The sequence below is a fragment of the Streptomyces sp. NPDC107550 genome, from assembly GCF_055639095.1.
Genome location: NZ_JBVKBC010000011.1, coordinates 102,768 through 124,702, shown reverse-complemented (window position 1 = coordinate 124,702; position 21,935 = coordinate 102,768). Strand labels below are relative to the sequence as shown.

Below are 21,935 nucleotides of genomic sequence, written 5' to 3'. Positions count from 1 at the left end.
GTGACGTACGTGGAGCAACAGTTCGGCACGCCGCACGCGTCCGAGCAGGTCGTCGCCGCGTTCGGCGGGCTCGGCGCCGCGGTGGACTGCGCGGGGCTGCGGACGCTGCCGCTGGAGGGGCCGCACGTGCTGTGGCTCGTGACGGAGGGCGCGCTCGACCTGTTCGCGGTGGGCGCGCGGGGCGAGGGGCACTGGCACTTCCTCGGCCGTCTGGAGCCGGGCACGCTGCTGCTCGGGCCGGTCGAGGGCACCCGGCACACGCTGGTGGCGCGCCCGCTCGCCGGGTGCGGGGTGCGGCGCGTGCCGCTGCGGGAGCTGCCGTACCGGCCGGCCGCGCAGGACGGTGCGTACGACGTGGCGTGGAGCCTGTTGGAAGAGGCGTTCGCGCTGGGCGTGGGTCGCGGGCAGCGGGTGCTGTTCGAGGCGCCGTTCAACGAGCACGCCGGGCACGCGGCGGACGGTGAACTCCTCGGCGGGGACGAGGTTTTGTGGCCGCAGGTCGAGCCGGGCAGCGTGCAGTACGGGTCGGCGTACGCGGCGGACGCGGCCGCCGATCTGCTGGTGGACGCGGCGCTGTGGCAGCGGATGGTGAACCAGCAGTATCGGCTGCTGGCCACGTTGGACCGGTGGATCGAGCGGCTGGAGAGCGCGCACGAGGACCGGGCGGCGGCCGGCATCCGGGCGGGCGAGGCGGTGCGCGAGCAGGCGGACCGGACGCTGCTGGCGTCGATCGGCAGCGGCCGGCGGCGCGAACGGGGCGGCGGCGCCGGGGCGGACGCCACGTACGCGGTGTGCAAGGTCGTCGCGGACGCGGCCGGGATCACGCTGGTGGAGCCGGGGCACGGCGGCGCGGTCAGCGACCGCGTGGACCCGGTCGAGCGGATCGCGGTCGCCTCCCGGGTGCGCAGCCGCCCGGTGCGGCTCGCCGGGCAGTGGTGGAAACGGGACGCGGGCCCGCTCGTCGGGTTCCGGGCGGCGTCCGGGGCGCCCATCGCGCTGCTGTGGCGGCGCGGCGGATACGAGGTCGTACATCCGTCGGGCGAGCGGCGCACCCGCGTCGACGCGCGGCTCGCCGAGGACATCGAGGAGCGGGCGGTGATGCTGTACCGGCCGCTGCCCGAGGGCGCGTTGACGCCCGCGCGGCTGCTGCGGTTCAGCCTGCGGGCGGCGGGCGGTGACGTACGGCGGCTGCTGTTCGCGGGGCTCGTGACGGTGGGGCTCGGGGCGCTGGTGCCGGTGGCGACGGGCCAGGTGCTCGGCACGTTCGTCCCGAACGCCCGTACGGAGCTGATCACGCAGGTCTCCCTCGCGGTGATCGTGGCGGCGGTGGTGTCGGCCGCGTTCCTGCTGATGCAGAACCTGACCGTGCTGCGGGTCGAGGGACGCGTGGAGAGCGCGCTGCAACCAGCCGTGTGGGACCGGCTGTTGAGGCTGCCGACGCGGTTCTTCACGCAGCGTTCGACGGGCGAGCTGGCGTCCGCCGCCATGGGGATCAGCGCGATCCGGCGGCTGCTGTCGGGCGTGGGCCCTGTGGTGGTGCAGTCGGTGACGGTCGGCGCGGTCAACCTGGTGCTCCTGCTGCTGTTCAGCGTGCCGCTGGCGCTCGCCGCGCTCGGCATGCTGGCGCTGGTCGCGGCGGTCTTCCTCACACTCGGCCTGTTCGAACTGCGCTGGCAGCGACAGCTGGTGGAGCTGACGAACAAGCTGAACAACCAGGCGTTCCAGACGCTGCGCGGGCTACCGAAGCTGCGGGTCGCGGGCGCGGAGAGCTTCGCGTACGCGGCCTGGGCCAAGGAGTTCGCGCGCAGCCGCGAGTTGCAGCGCAGGGCGGGCCGCCTCAAGAACGCGACGGCCGTCCTCAACGCCGTGTACCTGCCGCTGTGTTCGCTGCTGATGTTCATGCTGCTGGCGGGGCCGGCGCGCGGGTCGCTGTCGGCGGCGGCGTTCCTCACGTTCAACACGGCGGTGACGATGCTGCTGACGTCGGTCACGCAGCTCACCGGGGCGCTGATCTCGGCGGCGGCCGTGCTGCCGATGTACGAGCAGATCAAGCCGGTGTTCGACGCGGAGCCTGAGGTGCGGGGCTCGGCGACCCAGCCGGGCGAGCTGTCCGGCGCGCTGGAGGCGCGGGGCGTGTCGTTCCGCTACACCGACGACGGGCCGCTCGTCCTGGACGACGTGTCGCTGTCGGTGCGGCCCGGCGAGTTCGTGGCGATCGTCGGCGAGAGCGGCTGCGGCAAGTCGACGCTCCTGCGCCTGCTCATCGGCTTCGACGCGCCGACCTCGGGCAGCGTCCTGTACGACGGCCAGGACCTCGCCGCGCTCGACCAGGCGGCGGTGCGGCGCCAGTGCGGGGTCGTCCTGCAGAACGCGCAGCCCCTGAACGGGTCGATCCTGGAGTGCATCTGCGGCGCCGAGTCGTTCACGCCGGAGGAGGCGATGGCGGCGGCGGAGATGGCGGGCCTCGCGGACGACATCCGGCGGATGCCGATGGGCCTGCACACGATGATCTCCGGCGGCGGCGCGATCTCCGGCGGCCAGCGGCAGCGGCTGATGATCGCGCAGGCGCTGGTCCGGCGGCCCCGGCTGCTGTTCTTCGACGAGGCGACCAGCGCCCTGGACAACGAGACGCAGCGCACCGTCATCGACAGCACGCGCGCGCTGAAGGCGACCCGGATCGTGATCGCGCACCGGCTGACGACGGTGCTGGACGCGGACCGGGTGGTGGTGATGTCGGGGGGCAGGATCGTGCAGGAGGGGCCTCCGGCCACGCTCCTCGCGGACCACCACGGCGCACTGCACGCCCTGGTCCGCCGCCAGCTGGCGCACTGACGTAGGGGAACGGCTCGCGCCTCGCGCGTTACCGATGATTCCCGGGCGGTGAAAGGGTCACTCTTCTTGGACGCGCCGACGCGCGCACGTACCGGCGCACGACGCGCCCGTCACGGAAGGGTGACCCCCATGAGCCACACCGCCGCCTTGGCCGAGATCCTCGCCCCGCACGTCACCAAGGGCCCGGTCCCCGGCGCCGTCGCCCTCGTCAGCGCCGGGGACCGGGCCGAGGTGGCGGTGGCCGGGCACGCCGACACCGAGGGCACGGCCCCGCTGACCCGTGAGTCGGTCTTCCGGATCGCCTCCCTCACCAAGCCGGTGATGGCGGCGGCCGTGCTGACGCTGGTCGAGGACGGCTCCCTCGCCCTGGACTCGCCGGTCGCGCACTGGCTGCCGGAGCTGACCGCGCCGCAGGTCGTGCGCGACCCGCACGGCCCGGTCGAGGACGTCGTCCCCGCCGCCCGCCCGATCACCGTGGCCGACCTGCTCACCTTCCGCTCCGGCTGGGGCTTCGACGCCGACTTCTCGCTGCCGGTCACGCAGGCGGTGTTCGCGCTGATGGACCCGTTCGCGCCGCAGCGCCTGCCGGACCCGGACACCTGGCTCGCCGCGCTCGCGGGCACGCCGATGCGCGCCCACCCGGGCCGGATGTGGCTCTACAACACGTCGGCCGACATCCAGGGCGTCCTGGTCTCCCGCGTGACGGGCACCCCGCTCCAGGACGTGCTGGCCGAGCGGATCTTCGCGCCGCTCGGCATGAAGGACACCGGGTTCGTGGTGCCGGAGGCGGCCCGCGACCGGTTCACCTCCCTGTACGCGCCGACGCCGGAGGGCGGGGCGCAGCTCGTGGACACGCCGGACGGGCAGTGGACGAGCCTGCCCGCGTTCCCCTCGGGCGCCGGCGGTCTCGTCTCCACGGTGGACGACCTCTGGGCGTTCGCCCGCATGCTGCTCGACGGCGGCGGCCCGGTGCTCCGCGCCGACTCGGTGCGCCGGATGACGAGCGACCACCTGAGCGCCGAGCAGCGCGCGGAGAGCGAGCTGTTCCTCGGCGGGCAGGGCTGGGGGTACGGGGGTGCCGTGGACGTGGCGCCGCGCGAGCCGTGGGAGGCGGTGGGCCGCTACGGCTGGACCGGCGGGAGCGGGTGCAGCATGCACGTCACGCCGCCCACCGGGGAGACGGTGATCCTGCTCAGCCAGTACACGATGACCGGGCCGACGGCGACGCGGCTGATGCGGGACGTGTGGGCGTACGCCGTCGCCGCGCGCTGAGCCGCTGGGCCGCCCAGGCGCTGAGGCGCCGAGCCAGGGAGCCACCGAAACGCTGGCTCCCTGAGCCGCTGGGCCTGAGCCGCTGAGCCCCGTGCGGCCCTTCCGGCCCAACCGTACGCGCCCCGGCCGTTGACAGAGCACCGTCACCCTAGGCATCGTCGTGCTCGAAGTTGCGTGAAATGAAGGATGTTCAAGCACAAGAAAACACACGCATCCCCCCACGGACACACGGCCCGGGGCCAGCGGCCCCCGACGGAGTGGAGTAGCACCGTGCACAGTTGGCAGAGGCGGCGCCGGCGCCGACGTACCAGAACCGTCCTCGGAGTGTGCGGCGCCGCCGCGCTGCTCGGCGCGGGCCTGCTGGCCGCCCCGGCGCAGCCGGCCCGCGCCGCGACCCCGGGCGGCGGCACTCTGGACGCCGACCACACGAGCGTGACCTGGCAGTCCCCCACGTATCCGGCCGGCACGGTCGACAGCCCCGCCAAGTGCCCGCCCCTCGCGGACGATCCGGACGGCAAGGTGTGCGACCGGTTCGAGCTGAAGGTGAACGTCCCCGAGGGGTACTGGGACGACAATCCCGAGGGCGGTGTACCCGTCTCCGTCGAGTGGGCGAAGCAGCCGAGCGACGACTTCGACATGTACGTGTACGACGACGCGGGCAAGCAGGTCGCCTCCAGCGCGGGCACCGCCGACCCCGAGGCGACCGTCATCCCGAAGGCGAACGGCACGTACCACGTGGTCGTCGTCCCCTACGACGTGCACGACAACTCCTTCGTCGGCACGGCCTATCTGCCGCGCACCACGGACGCGGGCGACCTGACCTCGTTCAAGGGCGGCAAGGGCCGCTACGAGATCGCGGCGGGCTCCCTGAGGGCACGCGCCGACTTTCTGACGGGTGGTCAGCTCCGGCTCCAGGCCGACCCGTCCGGTGACTTCAGCGATCCGGCGGCCGGGCAGATCGTGCGCAAGCAGCCCGCCCTCGACCCGCGCACCACATCGTTCGACGCGGGCTCCTACTACGGCATCCGGACGTCCTCGGCGGTGCTGCGCGTCTACAAGAAGCCGCTGCGGTTCGGGCTGTACAAGGCCGACGACCGCACCCGGATCTGGCAGGAGGACAAGCCGCTGCGCTGGTCCACCGGCGGCATGCGGCAGAGCCTCGCGCGCGGCGACGACGAGCAGTTCTTCGGCGGCGGCGAACAGAACGGGTCCTTCTCGCACCGCGACAAGACCGTGCGGGTCGCCAACAACACGGACTGGAACGAGGGCGGATACCCCAACTCCCAGCCGTTCTACCTCTCTTCGGCGGGCTACGGCGTCTACCGCAACACCTTCGCGCCCGGCGTCTACGACTTCGGCCCCTCGGTCCACACCGGGCAGCAGGAACGCCGCCTGGACGCCTACTACTTCCTCGGCGACGCCAAGCAGGTCATCGGCAAGTACACCGCGCTGGTCGGCAAGCCGTTCATGCCGCCGGTGTACGGGCTCGAACCCGGTGACGCGGACTGCTATCTGCACAACGCCAACCAGGGTGAGCGGCACACGCTCGACGCCCTGAAGGTCGCCGACGGCTACGTACAGAACGACATGCCGCTCGGCTGGATGCTCGTCAACGACGGCTACGGCTGCGGGTACGAGAACCTGCCCGAGGCCGCCAAGGGCCTCCAGGACCGGGGCGCGCAGCTCGGCCTGTGGACCGAGAACGGCATCGACAAGCTCGCCGAGCAGGTCAAGGCGGGCCAGCGCGTCGCCAAGCTGGACGTCGCCTGGGTCGGCAACGGCTACGGCATGGCCCTGGACGCCTGCGACAAGGCCAAGGCCGGCATCGAGGACAACAGCGACGCGCGCGGGTTCGTGTGGATGCCCGTGTCGTGGGCGGGCGCGCAGCGCTGCGCGGTGCTCTGGTCCGGCGACCAGAAGCTGTCGTGGGACTTCATCCGCTGGCAGATCCCGACCTACGCGGGCGCCACGATGTCCGGGATCGCGTACAACACGGGTGACGTGGGCTCGATCTACTCGCACGACGCGAAGATGTTCGCGCGGGACCTCCAGGCCAAGACGTTCCTCCCGGCGATCATGACGATGGACGGCTGGGCCCGCGACCTGACCACGGGCAAGAAGACCAACCAGCAGCCGTGGGTGGACGGCGAGCCGTACACGTCGATCAACCGCAAGTACCTCCAGCTGCGCGAGCGGCTGCTGCCGTACCTGTACACGCTGGCGCGGCAGGCCGCCGGCACCGGCGTCGGCGGGGTGCGCCCGCTGTGGCTGGAGTACCCGCACGACGCGAAGACGCTGGGCGCGCAGGCGAAGTACGAGTACCTGGCGGGCGACGACTTCCTGGTCGCGCCGGTCTACCAGGACTCCGACACCCGCGACGGCATCTATCTGCCGAAGGGCACCTGGACCGACTACTGGACGGGCAAGCAATACCGGGGCCCGACCACGATCGACGGCTACCACGCCCCGCTCGACACGCTCCCCCTGTTCGTCAAGTCCGGGGCGATCGTGCCGATGTGGCCGAAGGGCACCACGTCCTGGAAGTCCCGCGACAAGGGCGAACTGGGCTGGGACGTGTACGCGCCGGAGCACGGCAACAGCACGTACACGCTGTACGAGGACGACGGCGTGACCCGTGACTTCGCCAAGGGCGCCGCGGCCACCCAGAAGGTCACGCTCGACGCGCGGCCGGGCGCGGCGACCCTCGACGTCGGTGCCAGCAAGGGCAGTTACGCGGGGAAGGTGGCGGCCCGCGCCTACACCTTCACCGTGCACGGGCGGGAGCGGCCGCACCGGGTGACGGTCGACGGCCGTGCCGTACCGGCCGCCGACTGGTCCTACGACAGCGCGTCCGGGGTGACGACCGTGCGCACGGCGGCGCTGCCGACGGACCGCGGCTTCACCGTGCGGCTGCTCGGCTAGGCCCGTCCTCGGATCAGGCCGCATCAGGCCGGATCAGGCCGTGGCCCGGGCCCTGCCCCGCAGCTCCCCCTTGAGGATCTTCCCGGAGGGGTTGCGGGGCAGGGCGGCCACGGGCACGAAGCGGCGCGGCACCTTGAAGTTGGCGAGCCGCCGACGCGCCCATCTCGTCAACTCGTCCTGCCAGTCATCGAGTTCGGCGAGGTCCGGGGCGGTGCCCGGCGCGGGCACGACGAACGCGACGCCGACCTCACCGAGCCGTTCGTCCGGCGCGCCGACGACGGCGGCCTCGCTGATGCCGGGGTGGCCGACGAGGGCCTGTTCGACCTCGGCGGGATAGGCGTTGAAGCCGCCGACGACGTACATGTCCTTGAGCCGGTCGGTGATCGACAGATAGCCGCGCGCGTCGAGCACGCCGACATCCCCGGTGTGCAGCCAGCCGTCCGCGTCGACGGCCTCGGCGGTCGCGGCGGGGTCGTCGAGGTAGCCGCGCGTCACCGTGTAGCCGCGCACCTGGACCTCGCCTGGCGTGCCGGGCGGACAGGGCGTGCCGTCGGGCCCGGCGATCCGCAGTTCGGTGCCGGGCAGCGCGGGGCCGACGGTGCCGGCGAGGGTCGCCACGTCGGAGTCGACGGGGCAGATCGCGACGACGCCGCTGGCCTCGGTCAGTCCGTACGCGGTGAACACGGCCCGCACCCCGAGCACTTCGCGCAGGTCCGCGATGAGGCCGGTGGGGATGGTGGCGGCGCCGGTGCCGACCATGCGCAGCGAGGTCAAATCGCACTCCTCGCGGCGCGGGTGCCGCAGCAGGCCGTGAAAAACGGTCGGGGCGCCGGTGAGTACGGTGACGCGTTCCTCGGCGACGCGGCGCAGGACGCGGTCGGCGTCGTACACCTCCTCGGGGAGCATGGTCGCGCCGCGCAGCAGGCAGGCGACGACGCCCGCCTTGTAGCCGAAGGTGTGGAAGAAGGGGTTGACGAGGAGGTAGCGGTCGCCGCCGGTGAGGGTGGTGCCGGTGGCCCAGGCGTCGAAGGCGCGTACGGACTGGCCGTGGCTGGTCATGACGCCCTTGGGGCGGCCGGTGGTGCCGGAGGTGTAGAGGATGTCGCAGAGGTCGTCGGGGGTGAGGGCGGCGGCGCGCCGGGCCCGTTCCGCGTCGGGCACCGATTCTCCTGCGGCGAGGTAGTTCTCCCAGGTCAGCGGGTCGTCGGCGGTGCCGCCGCGCAGGACGACGGTCGCGGCGAGTGCCCCCATGTCCTCGCCGGAGGCGGCGAGCAGGTCCGCGTAGTCGGTGCCGAGGAAGCCGCGTTCGGTGAACAGCAGGCGGCAGCCGCTGCGGCGGACGATGTCGGCGGCCTCGGCGGCCCGGTAGCGGGTGTTGAGGGGGACGAGGACCGCGCCGGCCTGGACGGCGCCGAGCGCGGCGACGATCCAGTGCCGGCTGTTGGGCGCCCAGATGGCCACGCGGTCGCCGGGCCGTACGCCGTGCGCGAGGGCGGCGCGGGCGGCGGCGCGCACCCGTGCGGCGAGGTCGTCGAACGTCCAGCGGACCTCGTCGTCGACCAGCGCCTCGCGCGGCCCGAAAGCGCGGGCGGCGGCGTCGGGCAGGCTCGCCAGGGTCAGCGCGGCGACGTCGGTCACGGTGACGTCGGTCGGGGTGCTGGTGGTCATGTACGGGGCCTCCCGGACGCCGTCCGCCCCAGGCGGGGCGCGGGGTGTGCTGCGGTCACCGCGCCATCTCACGCCGGGGCGGGGCCGGGGGCGAGGGGGCGTTCCCGGTGAGCGGGAGCGCGCGCTCCCCGGCGGTGCGCGGCGCGCCTAGGGTCCCGGCATGACTCAGCACTGGGACCACACCTACGACGTCGTGGTGGTCGGTTCGGGCGCCGCCGGGTTCGCCGCGGCGCTCACCGCCGGACTGCGCGGACTGTCCGCCCTGATCGTGGAGAAGACCGAACTGTACGGCGGTTCGACCGCGCTGTCGGGCGGCGCCATCTGGGTGCCGGACAACTTCCATCTCAAGGCCGCCGGGCTGCCCGACTCGCGGGAGCGGGCGCGGCGCTATCTGGCGGCGACGGTCGGCGACCGGGTGCCGGGCGAGCGGCTCGACGCGTATCTGGAGTACGGGCCGCGCATGGTGCGCGAGTTCCACGACCGTACGCTGGTGCGCTTCATGTACACCGACGGGTACAGCGACTACTACCCCGAGCGGGACGGCGGTTTCGCGCGCGGCAGGTCCGTCGAGCCGCAGTTGTTCGACGTGAAGAAGCTGCGCCCCGGCCAGCGGGCGACGCTGCGCCGCAGCCATCTGCCGACGCGGGGTCTGACGATGACCTCGTACGACTTCCGGTATCTGAACATGGTGATGCGGACGGCGAAGGGCAAGGCGACGGCGCTGCGGGTGGGGGCGCGGTCGGTCCTCGCGCGGCTCGCGGGGCGTGAACTGATGTCGCTGGGCGGGGCGTTGATCGCGCGGATGCGGTATTCGCTCGACCGGCTCGGCGGGGACCTGTGGCTGGAGACTCCGGTGACGGGGCTCGTCGAGGAGGGCGGGCGCGTCGCCGGGGTGCGGGTGCGCCGGGAGGGGCGCGAGGTGACGGTCGGGGCGCGCGGCGGTGTCGTCCTCGCGTCCGGCGGCTTCTCGCACGACCAGCGGCTGCGCGAGAAGTATCTGCCGCACCCGACGGACACGGCGTGGACGATGGCGGCCGAGGGGCAGACCGGCGACGGCCTGGAGATGGCCGTGGAGGCGGGCGCGGCGACGGATCTGCTGGACAAGGTGTGGGGCGGGCCCGCGGTGCTGCCGCCGGGGGCGCCCTCACCGTTCTTCCTGGTCGCGGACCGCGCGATCCCCGGCATGATCATCGTGGACGGTGCGGGCCGCCGGTACGCCAACGAGTCGTTGCCGTACCACGAGTTCGTGGACGCGATGTACGCGCATCACACGCCGGAGGCGTCGACGGTCCCGTCGTGGCTGATCCTGGACGCGGTGTCGAAGGCCCGGTACGTGTTCGCGGGCCTGTTCCCCGGGCAGGCGCTGCCGAAGGAGTGGCTGGAGGCCGGGTTCGCCCATCGGGCGGACACCGTCGAGGAGTTGGCGGCGCGGGCGGGCATTCCCGCGGGGGCGCTGCGGGCGACGGTGGACCGGTTCAACGGGTTCGCGCGGGAGGGCGTGGACGGTGACTTCGGGCGCGGCGCGAGCGCGTACGACCGCTACTACGGCGACCCGACGCTGAAGAACCCGAATCTGCATCCGCTGGAGAAGGGCCCGTTCTACGCGATTCCCGTGCACCCGGGCGACATCGGCACGAAGGGCGGCGCGGTCGTGGACCGGGAGGCGCGGGTGCTGCGCGAGGACGGTTCGGTCATCGCGGGCCTGTACGCGTCGGGGAACGTGTCGGCGGCCGTGATGGGCGAGACGTATCCGGGCCCGGGGGCGACGATCGGCCCGGCGATGACGTTCAGCTGGGCGGCCGTGAACCGGATCGCCGCCGACCTCAAGGCGGCTGCCTCGTAAGGGCGTTGCGGAACTCCGTGGTGGTGGTGCGCGCTTCCCGTTGTACGGGAGCGCGCTCTGCCGTTCCCTGGCGCGGGCCCGCACAATCGCGCCCAACACCCGCTTACGGAAGGGCAGGGCGATGACAGAGGGACCGTCTGGGTTGTCGGGGAAGGTCGCGCTGGTGACGGGGGGTGCGCGCGGGATGGGCGAAGCCACGGCACGGATGCTCGCTGCGCGCGGCGCCCGCGTCGTCATCGGGGACGTGCTCACCGAGGAGGGCGAGCGGGTCGCCGCCTCACTCGGCGGTGACCGGGCCCGCTTCACCGCCCTGGACGTGGCACGCCCCGAGGCGTGGGACGCGGCGGTCGGCGTCGCCGTGGACGCCTTCGGCCGGCTCGACGTCCTCGTCAACAACGCGGCGCTCTACACGACATCGCCCATCGTGGACGAGGACCCCGCCCAGCTCGAACGCATCCTGCGCGTCGACCTGATGGGCCCCTTCCTCGGCATCCGCGCGGCGGCCCCCGTCATGCGGATGACCGGCGGCGGCTCCATCGTCAACGTCTCCTCGCAGGCCGGACTCCAGGGCATCTGGGGGCACGGCGCGTACGGCGCGGCCAAGTGGGGGCTGCGGGGCCTGACGAAGACGGCCGCGCTGGAACTCGGGCCGGACGGCATCCGCGTCAACTCCGTGCACCCTGGGGCGATCGCCACGGCCATGACCGCGCATCTGGAGGGCAAGGAGCATCCGGCGGCGCCGCTCGGGCGGATCGGGGAGCCGGAGGAGGTGGCGCGGCTCGTCGCGTTCCTCGCCGGCGACGAGTCCTCGTACCTGTCCGGCGCCGAACTCGCCGTGGACGGCGGGGCGTCGGCGGGCCGCATGCCGGTCTTCCCGCCGAAGGGCGGTGCGCGGTGAACGCCGTGCCGACGCCCGAGGTGCGGGCCGTCATCGACGCGGCGAGCGCCGCGTTCCCCGCGCTGGGCACGGAGGTCACGCGGATCGAGGACGTCCGCGCGTTCCTCGCGGCGCGGCCCGCCGCCCCGCCCTCCGACATCGCGGTCGCGCGCGTCGAGGACCGGGACGCGGACGGGGTACGGGTGCGGGTGTACGACCCGACGGACGGGGCGCCCGGCACTCCGGTGGTCGTGTTCGCGCACGGCGGCGGGTTCTGCCTGTGCTCCGTCGACTCCCATGACGGGTTCTGCCGGGCGATGGCCGTGGAGGCGCAGGCCGTCGTCGTCTCCGTCGACTACCGTCTCGCGCCCGAACACCCCTTCCCCGCCGCGCCGGAGGACTGCTATACGGCACTGCTGTGGGCGGCGCGGGAGTTCCCGGGGCGGGCCCTCGGGGTCGCCGGGGACAGCGCCGGGGCGAATCTGGCGACCGTCATGGCGCTCATGGCCCGGGACCGGGGCGGGCCGGCGCTCGTGTGCCAGGCCCTGTACTACCCGATGCTCGATCCCGACCGCGCCGGGGTCTCCCATCGGCGCAACGCCACCGGGTACTTCCTCACCGCGGATCATGTGCGCTGGTACTGGGACCGGTACGTGCCTTCTTCCGCGGGGCGGGGGGAGCCGTACGCGGCGCCGCTGGAGAACGCGGAGCTGGGCGGGTTGCCTGCGGCTCATGTGGTGACGGCGGGGTTTGATCCGCTGTGCGATGACGGGCTTGCGTATGGGCGGGCGTTGGCCGAGGCGGGGGTGGAGGTGCGGGGGGTTCATCATCCCGGGATGTTTCATGGGTTTCTGTCCATGGCCGGGGCGTTGCCTGCGGCGGGCGCTGCGCGCGCGGAAGCCTTCAACACCCTGCACGCCATGCTCCGCCCGGCACCCTGAACTCCGTCCCCTGCCCATGACCTGCGGCACCCGGCGACTCCGGTGAGGCCTGATCCCGCACTTCCCCGCGCCCCTCAGGTGGGCGGGTGGCCCCGGCCGGTGGGAATCCTCGACTCTCGTCGTGGCCGCTCGCGCAGTTCCCCGCGCCCCTGGGTGAGTGGGTGGCTCCGGCCGGTGGGTTTCCTCGACTCTCGTCGTGGTTGCTCGCGCAGTTCCCCGCGCCCCTAGGCAGGTGGGCCTGCCCGTGGTCTTGATCCGCGACTTTCGTCGTGGTTGCTCGCGCAGTTCCCCGCGCCCCTGGAGGGGCGACTGCGTCGCCACCTCCTCCCGGAGGCAGCGGGAGGGGCGACTACGTCGCCCGCCCCCGCCGGGAAGCTGGGGCCGGGCCCCGCTTCCCTCAGGGGAAGCTGCACGAAGTGCATGCTTCAGGGGCGCGGGGAACTGCGCGAGAAGCCCCACCGGCCGAAAGATGACCACGCACGGTCGTGCCCCGAAGGGGCGCGGGGAACTGCGCGACCAGCCACCCACCGGCCCGCAGGTGAACGACCACGACCAGGGGCAGCGCCCCCTCAGGGGCGCGGGGAACTGCGCGATCAGCCCCCACCGGGCAGGGGCGGCGGCCCGAACCCAAGATCAGGCGGTGAGGAACGTGAAGCCCTTGTAGCCCGCGGCGGCGACCTCGTCCAGGATGTCCTGGTAGACCTTGAACCCGCCGACGAACGGCATGAACACCCGGGGTTTCCCAGGCGTGTTGGCCCCGAGGTACCAAGAATCCGCCCGCATGAGAAGCGTCGCGGACGCCCGCTCCCCGCACTCCCGCACCCACGCCTCCACGGCGTCCCCCGTAGCCTCCACCCCGGCCAGCCCCCGCTCCCGCAGACACCCCAACAGCGCCGCCAGCCAGTCGACATGCTGCTCCCCGGCGAGGACCACGTTGACCATGACGCTGGGGCTGCCGGGCCCGGTGAGGTTGAAGAAGTTCGGGAAGCCGTCCGTCCCGAGCCCGAGATACGTACGCGGCCCGTCCGCCCACGCCTCCCTCAGCGTGCGCCCGCCCCGCCCCCGTACCTCGATCCGGTCCACGGAACCGGTCATCGCGTCGAAGCCCGTCGCGTACACGAGGACATCGAGGTCGATGCGGCTGCCGTCCGCGAGGACGACCCCGCCGGCGTCGATCCGCTCGATGGGCCGGTGCCGCAGGCTGACGAGCCGGACGTGCGGCTGGTTGAACGTCTCGAAGTACGCCGAGTCCGTCACGATGCGCTTGGTGCCGATCGGGTGATCGCGCGGGATGAGCAGGTCGGCGGTCTCGGGGTCGTCGATGCGGGCCCGCACCTTCTCCTCCCAGAACGCGCGCGCGGCGTCGTTCGCGGCGAGGTCGGTGACCTGGTCGGGGAACGTCTTGGAGTACAGGACGCCGCCGAGCCGCCACCGCTTCTCGTACGCGGCACGCCGCTCCTCCTCGCTCACCTCGAACGTCTTCTTCGGGTGCGTACGGAACGGCGAGCCGCCGCCGGACAGCCGGGCGAGGCGGCGCCGTTCGGCGTACCCCGCTTTCAGGGCGGCCCGCTCCGCGTCGTCCAGCGGCCTGTTCCCGGCGGGGATGGAGAAGTTGGCGCTGCGCTGAAACACCGTCAACTCCGCTGCCCGCGCCGCGATCTCGGGCACCGACTGGATGCCGGAGGACCCCGTGCCGATGACGCCGACCCGCAGGCCCGTGAAGTCGACGCCCTCGTGCGGCCATTCACCGGTGTGGTAGGCGGGCCCGGCGAAGCTGTCGGCACCCGGGATGTCGGGCCGCTGGGCGCGGGAGAGGCAGCCGACGGCGAAGACGACGTAGCGGGCGGTCAGTGTCTCGCCGGCGTCGGTGCGCACGGTCCACGTCAGGCTCGCCTCGTCGAGTTCGGCGCTGAGCACGCTGGTGCCGAAGGTGTAGGAGCGGCGCAGGTCGAAGCGGTCGGCGACGTGTGAGAGGTAGCGCATGATCTCGGGCTGGGTGGCGTACTTCTCGCTCCAGTCCCACTCCTGCTGGAGGTCCTCGTCGAAGGAGTAGGAGTAGTCGAAGGACTCCACGTCGCAGCGGGCGCCGGGGTAGCGGTTCCAGTACCAGACACCGCCCACGTCGGCGGCGCGTTCGAAGGCGCGGACGCGGTGCCCCTGGCCGCGCAGGGTGTGGACGGCGTACAGGCCGGTGACTCCGGCGCCGACCACGACGACATCGGTGTCCGTGTCGGTGCCGGTGTCGATGCGGGTGGCCTCGGTGTCGGTGGCGGGGCGGGGCTGATGGGACACGGGGCGGCTCCTCGGCGCGGGTCCGGCGGGCAGGGACAGCCGGTAGCGTCGCAGCGCCGCCCGCCCCCGGGCACGGCCCCCTTCCCGTTCACCGGGAACCCCCCGCTACCCCTCCCCCGCGCGCCGCCCCCGCTCCAGTTCCTCCAGGTCCGCGAGCAGCCCCGCCGCCAGATCGTGCTCGGCGCGGTGGTACCGCTCGGCCCACCGCATGATCAGCCGGGTGTACTCCCAGCCCCCGTCCTCGACGGCCTCCTCGACGCGCCCGGCGGCTTCCTCGGCGCGGGCCAGCGCGTCCTTCTGGTGCTGTACGAGGATGCCGCGCACGGTGTCCTCGTCGAGCAGGTGCCCGAGCCACACCCGCAGCATCGGCCCGTGTTTGAGGACCGGCGGCGGCACCGGTGTGCGCTCCGCCCAGCGCACGAGGGCGTCGCGGCCGGCGCCGGTGATGGCGTACACGCGTTTCTCGCGGTCGCCGGTCTCCTGGGCGACGAGGCGGGAGGTGGCGTAGCCGACGCGTTCGAGGCGTTTCAGCTCGCCGTAGACCTGGCTGACGGACGGGCTCCAGTAGAAGAACGTCAGCGCGTAGTCGGCCCACTGCTTGGCGTCGTACCCGGACAGTTCCTCCCCGAAGGAGAGCAGGCCGAGCATGGCCCAGCTCGTGGGCGGAAGCGCGGGCCCCTCGGCCGGTTTCTCGGGCATGCCCCCGAGTCTATGCACCCGCCGCGAGCTGCGATTTCGGGCCCCGGGCCGCCGTTCCCGCTCACCGGGAACGGCCGCTCGCCCCGCGCGGGACCGCTCCCCTACGGTCGGCCGCGTCACCGACCCACCAGACCTGGGAGCGCGCCCCATGCTCACCGAAGCCCAACGCCACGAGGCGGCGGACCGGCTGTGGACCGCCGAGGCGGACCGCGCGCCGATCCCGCCGCTCGTCCGGGACTGGCCGGCGGCCGACGCCTCCGACGCGTACGGCATCCAGCTCGTCACCATCGCCCGCAAGCTCGCCGATGGCGCCCGTGTCACCGGGCACAAGGTGGGCCTGTCGTCGCCGGTCATGCAGCGCATGATGGGCGTCGACGAGCCGGACTACGGGCATCTGCTCGACACGATGGAGCTGTCGTCGTCGGTGCCGGTCGCGCTCGACCGGTACTGCCGGCCGCGCGTCGAGGTGGAGATCGGTTTCGTGCTCGGCGCGGACCTGCCCGGCGAGGACTGCACGCCCGCCGACGTGCTCGCCGCGACCGAACGGGTCGTGCCCGCCATCGAGTTGATCGACTCGCGGATCGCCGACTGGGAGATCACGATCGTCGACACGATCGCGGACAACGCCTCCAGCGCCGGATACGTGACCGGCACCGGACGCGACCCGCGCGGCCTTGACCTCGGCGCCGTCGAGGCCCGGCTCACCGAGGGCGGCACGCTGCTCGCCGAGGGGCGCGGGGACGCGGTGCTCGGCGATCCGGCGGCGTCGGTGGCGTGGCTGGCGCGGACGGTGGCCCGGTTCGGTGTCGAGCTGAAGAAGGGGCATCTGGTGCTCCCCGGCTCGTGCACCCGCGCCGTGGACGTGGCCCCCGGACGCACGTACACCGCCGCTTTCTCGGACCTCGGTGCGGTCTCGCTGACCTTCGACTCGCCCCAATAGACCCAGGTGATACGGACCATGACGCAACGTCACACCGCTACGGCGGCCATCGTCGGCTCCGGCAACATCGGCACCGACCTGCTGTACAAGCTCCGCCGCTCCCCGCACATCGAGCCGCGCTGGATGATCGGCGTGGACCCGGCGAGCGAGGGCCTGGCCCGCGCCCGCGGGCTCGGGCTCGACGCCTCGCACGAGGGCGTGGACTGGCTGCTCGCCCAGGACGAACTGCCCGATCTGGTCTTCGAGGCGACCAGCGCGTATGTGCACCGGGCGAACGCGCCGCGTTACCGCGAGGCCGGCATCCGCACCATCGACCTGACGCCCGCGGCCGTCGGCCCCGCGGTCGTGCCGCCCGCGAACCTCACGGAGCACCTCGACACCGACAACGTCAACATGATCACCTGCGGCGGCCAGGCCACCATCCCCATGGTGTACGCGGTCTCGCGGGTGGTGCCGGTGGCGTACGCGGAGATCGTCGCGTCCGTGGCGAGCGTGTCGGCGGGGCCCGGCACCCGGGCCAACATCGACGAGTTCACGCGGACCACCGCGCGGGGCATCGAGGAGATCGGCGGGGCCGCGCGCGGCAAGGCGATCATCATCCTGAACCCGGCCGACCCGCCCGTCATCATGCGCGACACGGTGTTCTGCGCGATCCCCGAGGACGCCGACCGGGACGCGATCGCCGCGTCGGTGGCCGAGGTGGCGGCGCAGGTCGCCTCGTACGTGCCGGGCTACCGGCTGCGCGTGGAGCCGCAGTTCGACGAGGCGCGGCCGGAGAACGGGGGCATGGCGCGCGTCGCCCTGTTCCTTGAGGTGGAGGGCGCGGGCGACTATCTGCCGCCGTACGCAGGCAACCTCGACATCATGACGGCCGCCGCCACGAAGGTCGGCGAGGAGTTCGCGAAGGGGATCACCAAGTGAGCGGCTACTCGGCACAGTGGGACATCCGCGTCACGGACTCGTCGCTGCGCGACGGTTCGCACGCCAAGCGGCACCAGTTCACGACCGCGCACGTACGGGACATCGTCGGCGCGCTCGACGGCGCGGGCGTGCCCGTGATCGAGGTGACGCACGGCGACGGACTCGGCGGCTCCTCCTTCACGTACGGCTTCTCGCACACGCCCGAGCAGGAGCTGATCAAGGAGGCGGTGGCGACCGCGCGGCGGGCGAAGATCGCGTTCCTGATGCTGCCGGGCCTCGGCGTGAAGGACGACATCCGGGCCGCGCACGACAACGGCGCCGCGGTCTGCCGCGTCGCCACGCACTGCACGGAGGCCGATGTGTCCGTGCAGCACTTCGAACTGGCCCGTGAGCGGGGCCTGGAGACCGTCGGCTTCCTGATGATGGCGCACTCCACGACGCCGGAACGGCTGGCGGCGCAGGCCCGGAACATGGCGGACGCGGGCTGCCAGTGCGTGTACGTGGTGGACTCGGCCGGCGCGCTGCTGATGGACGACGTCACGGACCGGGTCGGGGCGCTCGTCGCCGAGCTGGGCGCGGACGCGCAGGTCGGCTTCCACGGGCACGAGAACCTGGGTCTCGGCGTCGGCAACTCGGTGGCGGCGATCCGGGCGGGCGCCCTCCAGATCGACGGTTCGACCCGCCGGTTCGGGGCGGGCGCGGGGAACACGCCGGTCGAAGCGCTGGCCGCCGTCTGCGAGAAGATGGGGGTTCGCACCGGCATCGACGTACTGAAGATCATCGACGCGGCCGAGGACGTGGTGCGGCCCGTGATGGACGACGAGTGCCTGCTCGACCGGATGTCGCTGACGATGGGGTACGCGGGCGTCTACTCCTCGTTCCTCAAGCACGCCTTCCGGCAGGCCGAGCGCTATGGCGTCTCCGGCGCCGAGATCCTCCTCGAAGCGGGCCGCCGCCGGCTGGTCGGCGGCCAGGAGGACCAGCTCATCGACATCGCCGTCACGCTCGCTCGGGCCGGCGCGTGACTCGCTCGCCTCTCTCGACAGCGGTTCTCTCACCAGGGTTCTCCGACAAGGGAGTTGTCGCCATGACGACACAGGATCGGCACGACGAGGTGCGGGTCATCGACGCGGGCACGGCGCCCGCCCGGTACGCGCGGGGCTGGCACTGCCTCGGGCTCGCCCGCGACTTCCGCGACGGCGGGCCCCACGAGGTCAGCGCGTTCGGCACCAAGCTCGTCGTCTTCGCGGGCGAGGACGACGACACGCTGCACGTGCTGAACGCGTACTGCCCCCACATGGGCGGCAACCTCGCGCACGGCACGGTCAAGGGCGACACGGTCGCCTGCCCGTTCCACGACTGGCGGTGGAAGGGCGACACGGGCCGCTGCGCCGCGATCCCGTACGCGCGCCGGGTCCCGCCGCGCGCCCGCACGCGCGCGTGGACGAGCCGGGAGCGCAACGGGCAGCTCTACGTGTGGCACGACCCGGAGGGCGCGGCGCCGCCGCCGGAGCTGGAGATCCCGGAGATCGAGGGCGTGCACGGCCCGGACGCGGGCGCGTGGTCGGACTGGTCGTGGAACGCGATCCACGTCTCCGGCTCCCACTGCCGCGAGATCGTCGACAACATCGTGGACATGGCGCACTTCTACTACGTGCACTACTCGTTCCCCACGTACTTCAAGAACGTCTTCGACGGCCATGTCGCCACCCAGTACATGGAGTCGGCGCCGCGCCCGGACGTGGCCATGGACACCCTGTCGGGGGCGGGCGGGCTGCGCTCGGACGCCTCGTACTTCGGCCCCTCGTACATGATCGACAAGCTGTGGAGCGATGTCGGGGGCGGGGTGGAAATGGAGTCGGTGCTGATCAACTGTCACTACCCGGTGGACGCCGACTCGTTCGTCCTCATGTACGGCGCGATCGTGAAGAAGCTTCCCGGGATGACCGACGAACAGGCCGCGTACGCCGCCGAGCAGACGTCGGTGGGGCTCGCCAAGGGCTTCGAGCAGGACGTGGAGATCTGGCGGAACAAGACCCGCATCGACAACCCGCTCCTGACCGAGGAGGACGGCCCGGTGTATCAACTGCGGCGCTGGTACGAGCAGTTCTACGTCGATGCCGCCGACGTCAAGGACGAGATGGTGCGCCGCTTCGAGTTCGAGGTGGACACCCGGCACGCCGGTGAGGCGTGGCGGGCCGAGGTCGCCGCGAACCTCGCGGCCCGCGAGGAGTGAGCGCCGTGGTCCCCGTCGAGTGCGGCGCCTGCGGTACGCAGGTGCTGTGCGAGAAGTTCAGTGACGTCCACCTCCAGGTGCAGTGGACGAGCGAGAGCGCGGCCTCCTGTCCCCGGATCGCGGAGCGGGGGGAACTGCCCGGCCGGGTGCGCGGGTGCGCGGAGCTGCGCGAGGCCGTCCGGGACGCGGTGGCGTGCGGCCGGCTGACCGTGACGGCGCGCCCCGCCGAGCCGGTGCCGGGGCGGTGAGCGGGGGTGCCTGAGCCGCTGCGCCTGACGGTGGCCGAGGTCGTACGGGAGACCGCCGACGCCGTCAGTGTCGTCTTCGACGCGCCCGATCTCCCGTACCGCCCGGGGCAGTTCCTCACCCTGCGGCTGCCGGGCGGCGGCGCCCGCTGCTACTCGCTGGCCGGGTCGCCGCACGCGGGGCGGCTGCCCCGGGTGACGGTGAAACGGGTGCCGGGCGGCGCCGGGTCCGGGTGGCTGTGCGAGCGGCTGCGCGCCGGTGACGAGGTGGAGGCGCTGCCCCCGGGCGGCACGTTCACGCCGGCGTCGCTGGACGCGGACGTGCTGCTGGTCGCCGGCGGTTCGGGCATCACCCCGTGTCTGTCGATCGCCGAGTCGGTGCTGTACGCGGGCGCCGGCCGGGTCGCGCTGGTGTACGCCAACCGCGACGAGGCGTCCGTCATCCACGCCGGGCGGCTGCGGGAGCTGGCGGCGCTGCGTCCGGGACGGCTGACGGTCACGCACTGGCTGGAGTCGCTCCAGGGCCTGCCGACGCGGGCGGACCTGACCGCGCTGGTCGCCCCCTACGCCTCCCGCGAGGCGTTCCTGTGCGGGCCGGTGCCGCTGATGGACGCGGCACGGGACGCGCTGACGGCGGCGGGCGCCTCGCCGCGCTCGGTGCACCGGGAGCGCTACTTCTCCCTCGGCGACGACGTGTTCGCCGCCGCGCCCCGGGAGCCGCAAGAGCCCCGGGAGGCCCAGGAAGCCGACGCGGACGCGGCCAGCGCGGACGTGCTCCTGGACGGGGAGCGGCACCGCGTGCCCTGGCCCCGGCAGACACCGCTGCTGGACGCGCTGCTCGCGGCGGGCGTCGGGGCGCCGTACTCGTGCCGCGAGGGGGCATGCAGCGCGTGCTGTCTCCGGGTGGAGTCCGGCGAGGTGAAGATGGCCCGCAACGACGTGCTCGACGACGAGGACATCGCGGACGGCTATGTCCTCGCGTGCCAGGCGCTGCCGCTCAGCGCCCATGTGGAGGCGACGTACGAGTAGCGCGCCGGTGGGCGGGGTGAAGGGGCGGGACGCCCGAAGACGCCCCGCCCCTTCACCCTGCCCTCACGCCGGACACCCTGCCCCGCACGGACACCCTGCCCCGCCCCCACCTATAACCGTCCCGCCCCTCACATCCAGTTGCCGGAGCGGGCCCAGCTCAGTACGGCGTCCATCGCGTCGGGCAGATGCGGCGCCGGCGTCTCCACGGGCTGCGCCGCGCGATGGGCGGCGCGTCCGGGACCGTAGAGCCGGCCCCAGATGGCGCGGGCGGTGGAGTGCAGCAGCGGCGCGAGGCGTTCGAGGGCCCGCTGCCCGCCCATGCCGGAGACGGAGACGGCGGCGACGGCCCGGCCCGCGCCGCGCAGCGGGACGGCGGCGCAGACCAGGCCGCGGAAGGTCTCCTCGCGGTCGTAGGCGATACCGCTCTCGCGCACCTCGGCGAGCTGCCCGCGCAGCAGGTGCGGCCGGGTCACGGTGCGCGCGGTGCGGGCGTGCAGCCCCGCGTCGATCACGCGCCGCACGTCGGCGGGGGCGCCGAAGCCGAGCAGGGCCTTGCCTGCGGCGGTGCAGTGGGCGGGCAGCCGGGCGCCGACGCGGCTGGGCAGCGCCTGGTCCTCCAGGGCGCCGATGCGCTCCAGGCAGACGACGTCGGTGCCGTCGAGTACGTAGAGCTGGACGAGGCGGCCGGTGGTGTCGTGGAGTTCGTCGAGGAGCGGGAGGGCCGCGCGGACCAGGCGGTTGTGGTGGACGGCGAGTCCGCCGTGCTCCAGGATGCGCATGCCCATGCGGTAGTCGCGGCCCTCGCGGTCCAGCCAGCGCAGTTGGACGAGCTGGTCGAGGATGCGGTGCGCGGACGAGCGGCTGAGCCCGGAGCGCTGGATGACCTGGGTCAGCGAGAGCCTGGGATGGGTGGCGTCGAAGGCCCCGAGGACTCTCTCCGCCTTCTGGAGCAAGGACAGCGGCGACGCCGCGACGGGCTGCTCGATGACGGCTTCAAGCACAGCAAACCCCCAGTTCAGCGGGTGTCCGGATGGTGAGCGGCCGCGTGGGGCGGCATGGTCCGGACGATGCCACGCCGCCCGGCGCGCCGGGAAGCACCGCGCACGAACTATTTCTATTAGAAATACCTTCGGGTGCGGCGCGGGCGGCCGGGAAGCGGCGGCGCGGCGGGCGCGGGGCCCTTCCCGCTCACCGGGAACGGCCGCTTCTGGCACCCGC

The 21,935-nt window shown here is 73.1% G+C and carries 16 protein-coding genes; 12 read left to right on the top strand and 4 right to left on the bottom strand.

Features of this window, described 5'->3' with window-relative positions:
* From ACZ7LY_RS17420 to ACZ7LY_RS17410, 3 genes are all read left to right on the top strand, one after another.
* Window positions 1-2,832, top strand: coding sequence for an NHLP bacteriocin export ABC transporter permease/ATPase subunit (locus tag ACZ7LY_RS17420; protein ID WP_471625459.1), 2,832 nt, complete (start codon window positions 1-3; stop codon window positions 2,830-2,832).
* Between the two features lie 129 nt (window positions 2,833-2,961).
* Complete coding sequence (locus tag ACZ7LY_RS17415; RefSeq protein ID WP_471625458.1) at window positions 2,962-4,104, top strand: serine hydrolase domain-containing protein; 1,143 nt, start codon at window positions 2,962-2,964, stop codon at window positions 4,102-4,104.
* A 270-nt stretch (window positions 4,105-4,374) separates the two neighbouring features.
* The gene (locus ACZ7LY_RS17410) at window positions 4,375-7,026 is read left to right on the top strand and encodes a glycoside hydrolase family 31 protein (protein ID WP_471625457.1); all 2,652 of its coding nucleotides are present in this window, start codon (window positions 4,375-4,377) and stop codon (window positions 7,024-7,026) included.
* 33 nt (window positions 7,027-7,059) lie between these two features.
* On the opposite strand, the gene ACZ7LY_RS17405 is transcribed toward ACZ7LY_RS17410, so the two are convergent.
* The gene (locus ACZ7LY_RS17405; RefSeq protein ID WP_471625456.1) at window positions 7,060-8,694 is read right to left on the bottom strand and encodes a FadD3 family acyl-CoA ligase; all 1,635 of its coding nucleotides are present in this window, start codon (window positions 8,692-8,694) and stop codon (window positions 7,060-7,062) included.
* A 160-nt stretch (window positions 8,695-8,854) separates the two neighbouring features.
* Between ACZ7LY_RS17405 and ACZ7LY_RS17400 the strand changes: the two genes are divergently transcribed.
* The 3 genes from ACZ7LY_RS17400 (at window position 8,855) to ACZ7LY_RS17390 (ending at window position 12,355) form a co-directional block, all read left to right on the top strand.
* Window positions 8,855-10,537 carry an FAD-binding protein gene (locus tag ACZ7LY_RS17400; protein WP_471625455.1) on the top strand — a complete coding sequence of 561 codons (1,683 nt, stop codon included), beginning with the start codon at window positions 8,855-8,857 and terminating at the stop codon, window positions 10,535-10,537.
* Between the two features lie 121 nt (window positions 10,538-10,658).
* Entirely contained in the window at window positions 10,659-11,435 is a 777-nt protein-coding gene (locus ACZ7LY_RS17395) for an SDR family NAD(P)-dependent oxidoreductase (protein WP_471625454.1), read from the top strand.
* Window positions 11,432-12,355 carry an alpha/beta hydrolase gene (locus tag ACZ7LY_RS17390; protein WP_471625453.1) on the top strand — a complete coding sequence of 308 codons (924 nt, stop codon included), beginning with the start codon at window positions 11,432-11,434 and terminating at the stop codon, window positions 12,353-12,355. Before ACZ7LY_RS17395 ends, ACZ7LY_RS17390 begins: the two co-directional genes overlap by 4 nt.
* A 633-nt stretch (window positions 12,356-12,988) precedes the next feature.
* Here the strand turns inward: ACZ7LY_RS17390 and ACZ7LY_RS17385 are convergent.
* Both ACZ7LY_RS17385 and ACZ7LY_RS17380 read right to left on the bottom strand, forming a co-directional pair.
* On the bottom strand, window positions 12,989-14,647 hold the full coding sequence (locus ACZ7LY_RS17385; protein WP_471625452.1) for a flavin-containing monooxygenase: 1,659 nt from the start codon (window positions 14,645-14,647) through the stop codon (window positions 12,989-12,991).
* Between the two features lie 105 nt (window positions 14,648-14,752).
* Window positions 14,753-15,346, bottom strand: a complete 594-nt coding sequence (locus ACZ7LY_RS17380) for a PadR family transcriptional regulator (RefSeq protein ID WP_471625451.1) — start codon at window positions 15,344-15,346, stop codon at window positions 14,753-14,755.
* Window positions 15,347-15,494: 148 nt separating this feature from the next.
* Between ACZ7LY_RS17380 and ACZ7LY_RS17375 the strand changes: the two genes are divergently transcribed.
* The 6 genes from ACZ7LY_RS17375 (at window position 15,495) to ACZ7LY_RS17350 (ending at window position 20,717) form a co-directional block, all read left to right on the top strand.
* Entirely contained in the window at window positions 15,495-16,286 is a 792-nt protein-coding gene (locus tag ACZ7LY_RS17375) for a 2-keto-4-pentenoate hydratase (protein WP_471625450.1), read from the top strand.
* An 18-nt stretch (window positions 16,287-16,304) separates the two neighbouring features.
* Window positions 16,305-17,207 carry an acetaldehyde dehydrogenase (acetylating) gene (locus tag ACZ7LY_RS17370; protein ID WP_471625449.1) on the top strand — a complete coding sequence of 301 codons (903 nt, stop codon included), beginning with the start codon at window positions 16,305-16,307 and terminating at the stop codon, window positions 17,205-17,207.
* A complete protein-coding gene (dmpG, locus tag ACZ7LY_RS17365; RefSeq protein WP_471625448.1) occupies window positions 17,204-18,232 on the top strand; it encodes a 4-hydroxy-2-oxovalerate aldolase in 1,029 nt (342 codons plus the stop codon). The genes ACZ7LY_RS17370 and dmpG overlap by 4 nt, the downstream gene beginning before the upstream one ends.
* Window positions 18,233-18,294: 62 nt before the next feature.
* Window positions 18,295-19,443 carry a Rieske 2Fe-2S domain-containing protein gene (locus tag ACZ7LY_RS17360; RefSeq protein ID WP_471625447.1) on the top strand — a complete coding sequence of 383 codons (1,149 nt, stop codon included), beginning with the start codon at window positions 18,295-18,297 and terminating at the stop codon, window positions 19,441-19,443.
* A gap of 5 nt (window positions 19,444-19,448) precedes the next feature.
* Entirely contained in the window at window positions 19,449-19,691 is a 243-nt protein-coding gene (locus tag ACZ7LY_RS17355) for a hypothetical protein (RefSeq protein WP_471625446.1), read from the top strand.
* 6 nt (window positions 19,692-19,697) lie between these two features.
* Window positions 19,698-20,717 (top strand): 2Fe-2S iron-sulfur cluster-binding protein, encoded by a 1,020-nt coding sequence (locus tag ACZ7LY_RS17350; RefSeq protein ID WP_471625445.1) that lies wholly within the window; start codon window positions 19,698-19,700, stop codon window positions 20,715-20,717.
* A gap of 128 nt (window positions 20,718-20,845) precedes the next feature.
* Here ACZ7LY_RS17350 and ACZ7LY_RS17345 read toward each other — a convergent pair whose 3' ends face one another.
* On the bottom strand, window positions 20,846-21,718 hold the full coding sequence (locus ACZ7LY_RS17345; RefSeq protein WP_471625444.1) for an IclR family transcriptional regulator: 873 nt from the start codon (window positions 21,716-21,718) through the stop codon (window positions 20,846-20,848).
* Window positions 21,719-21,935: the final 217 nt, after the last annotated feature.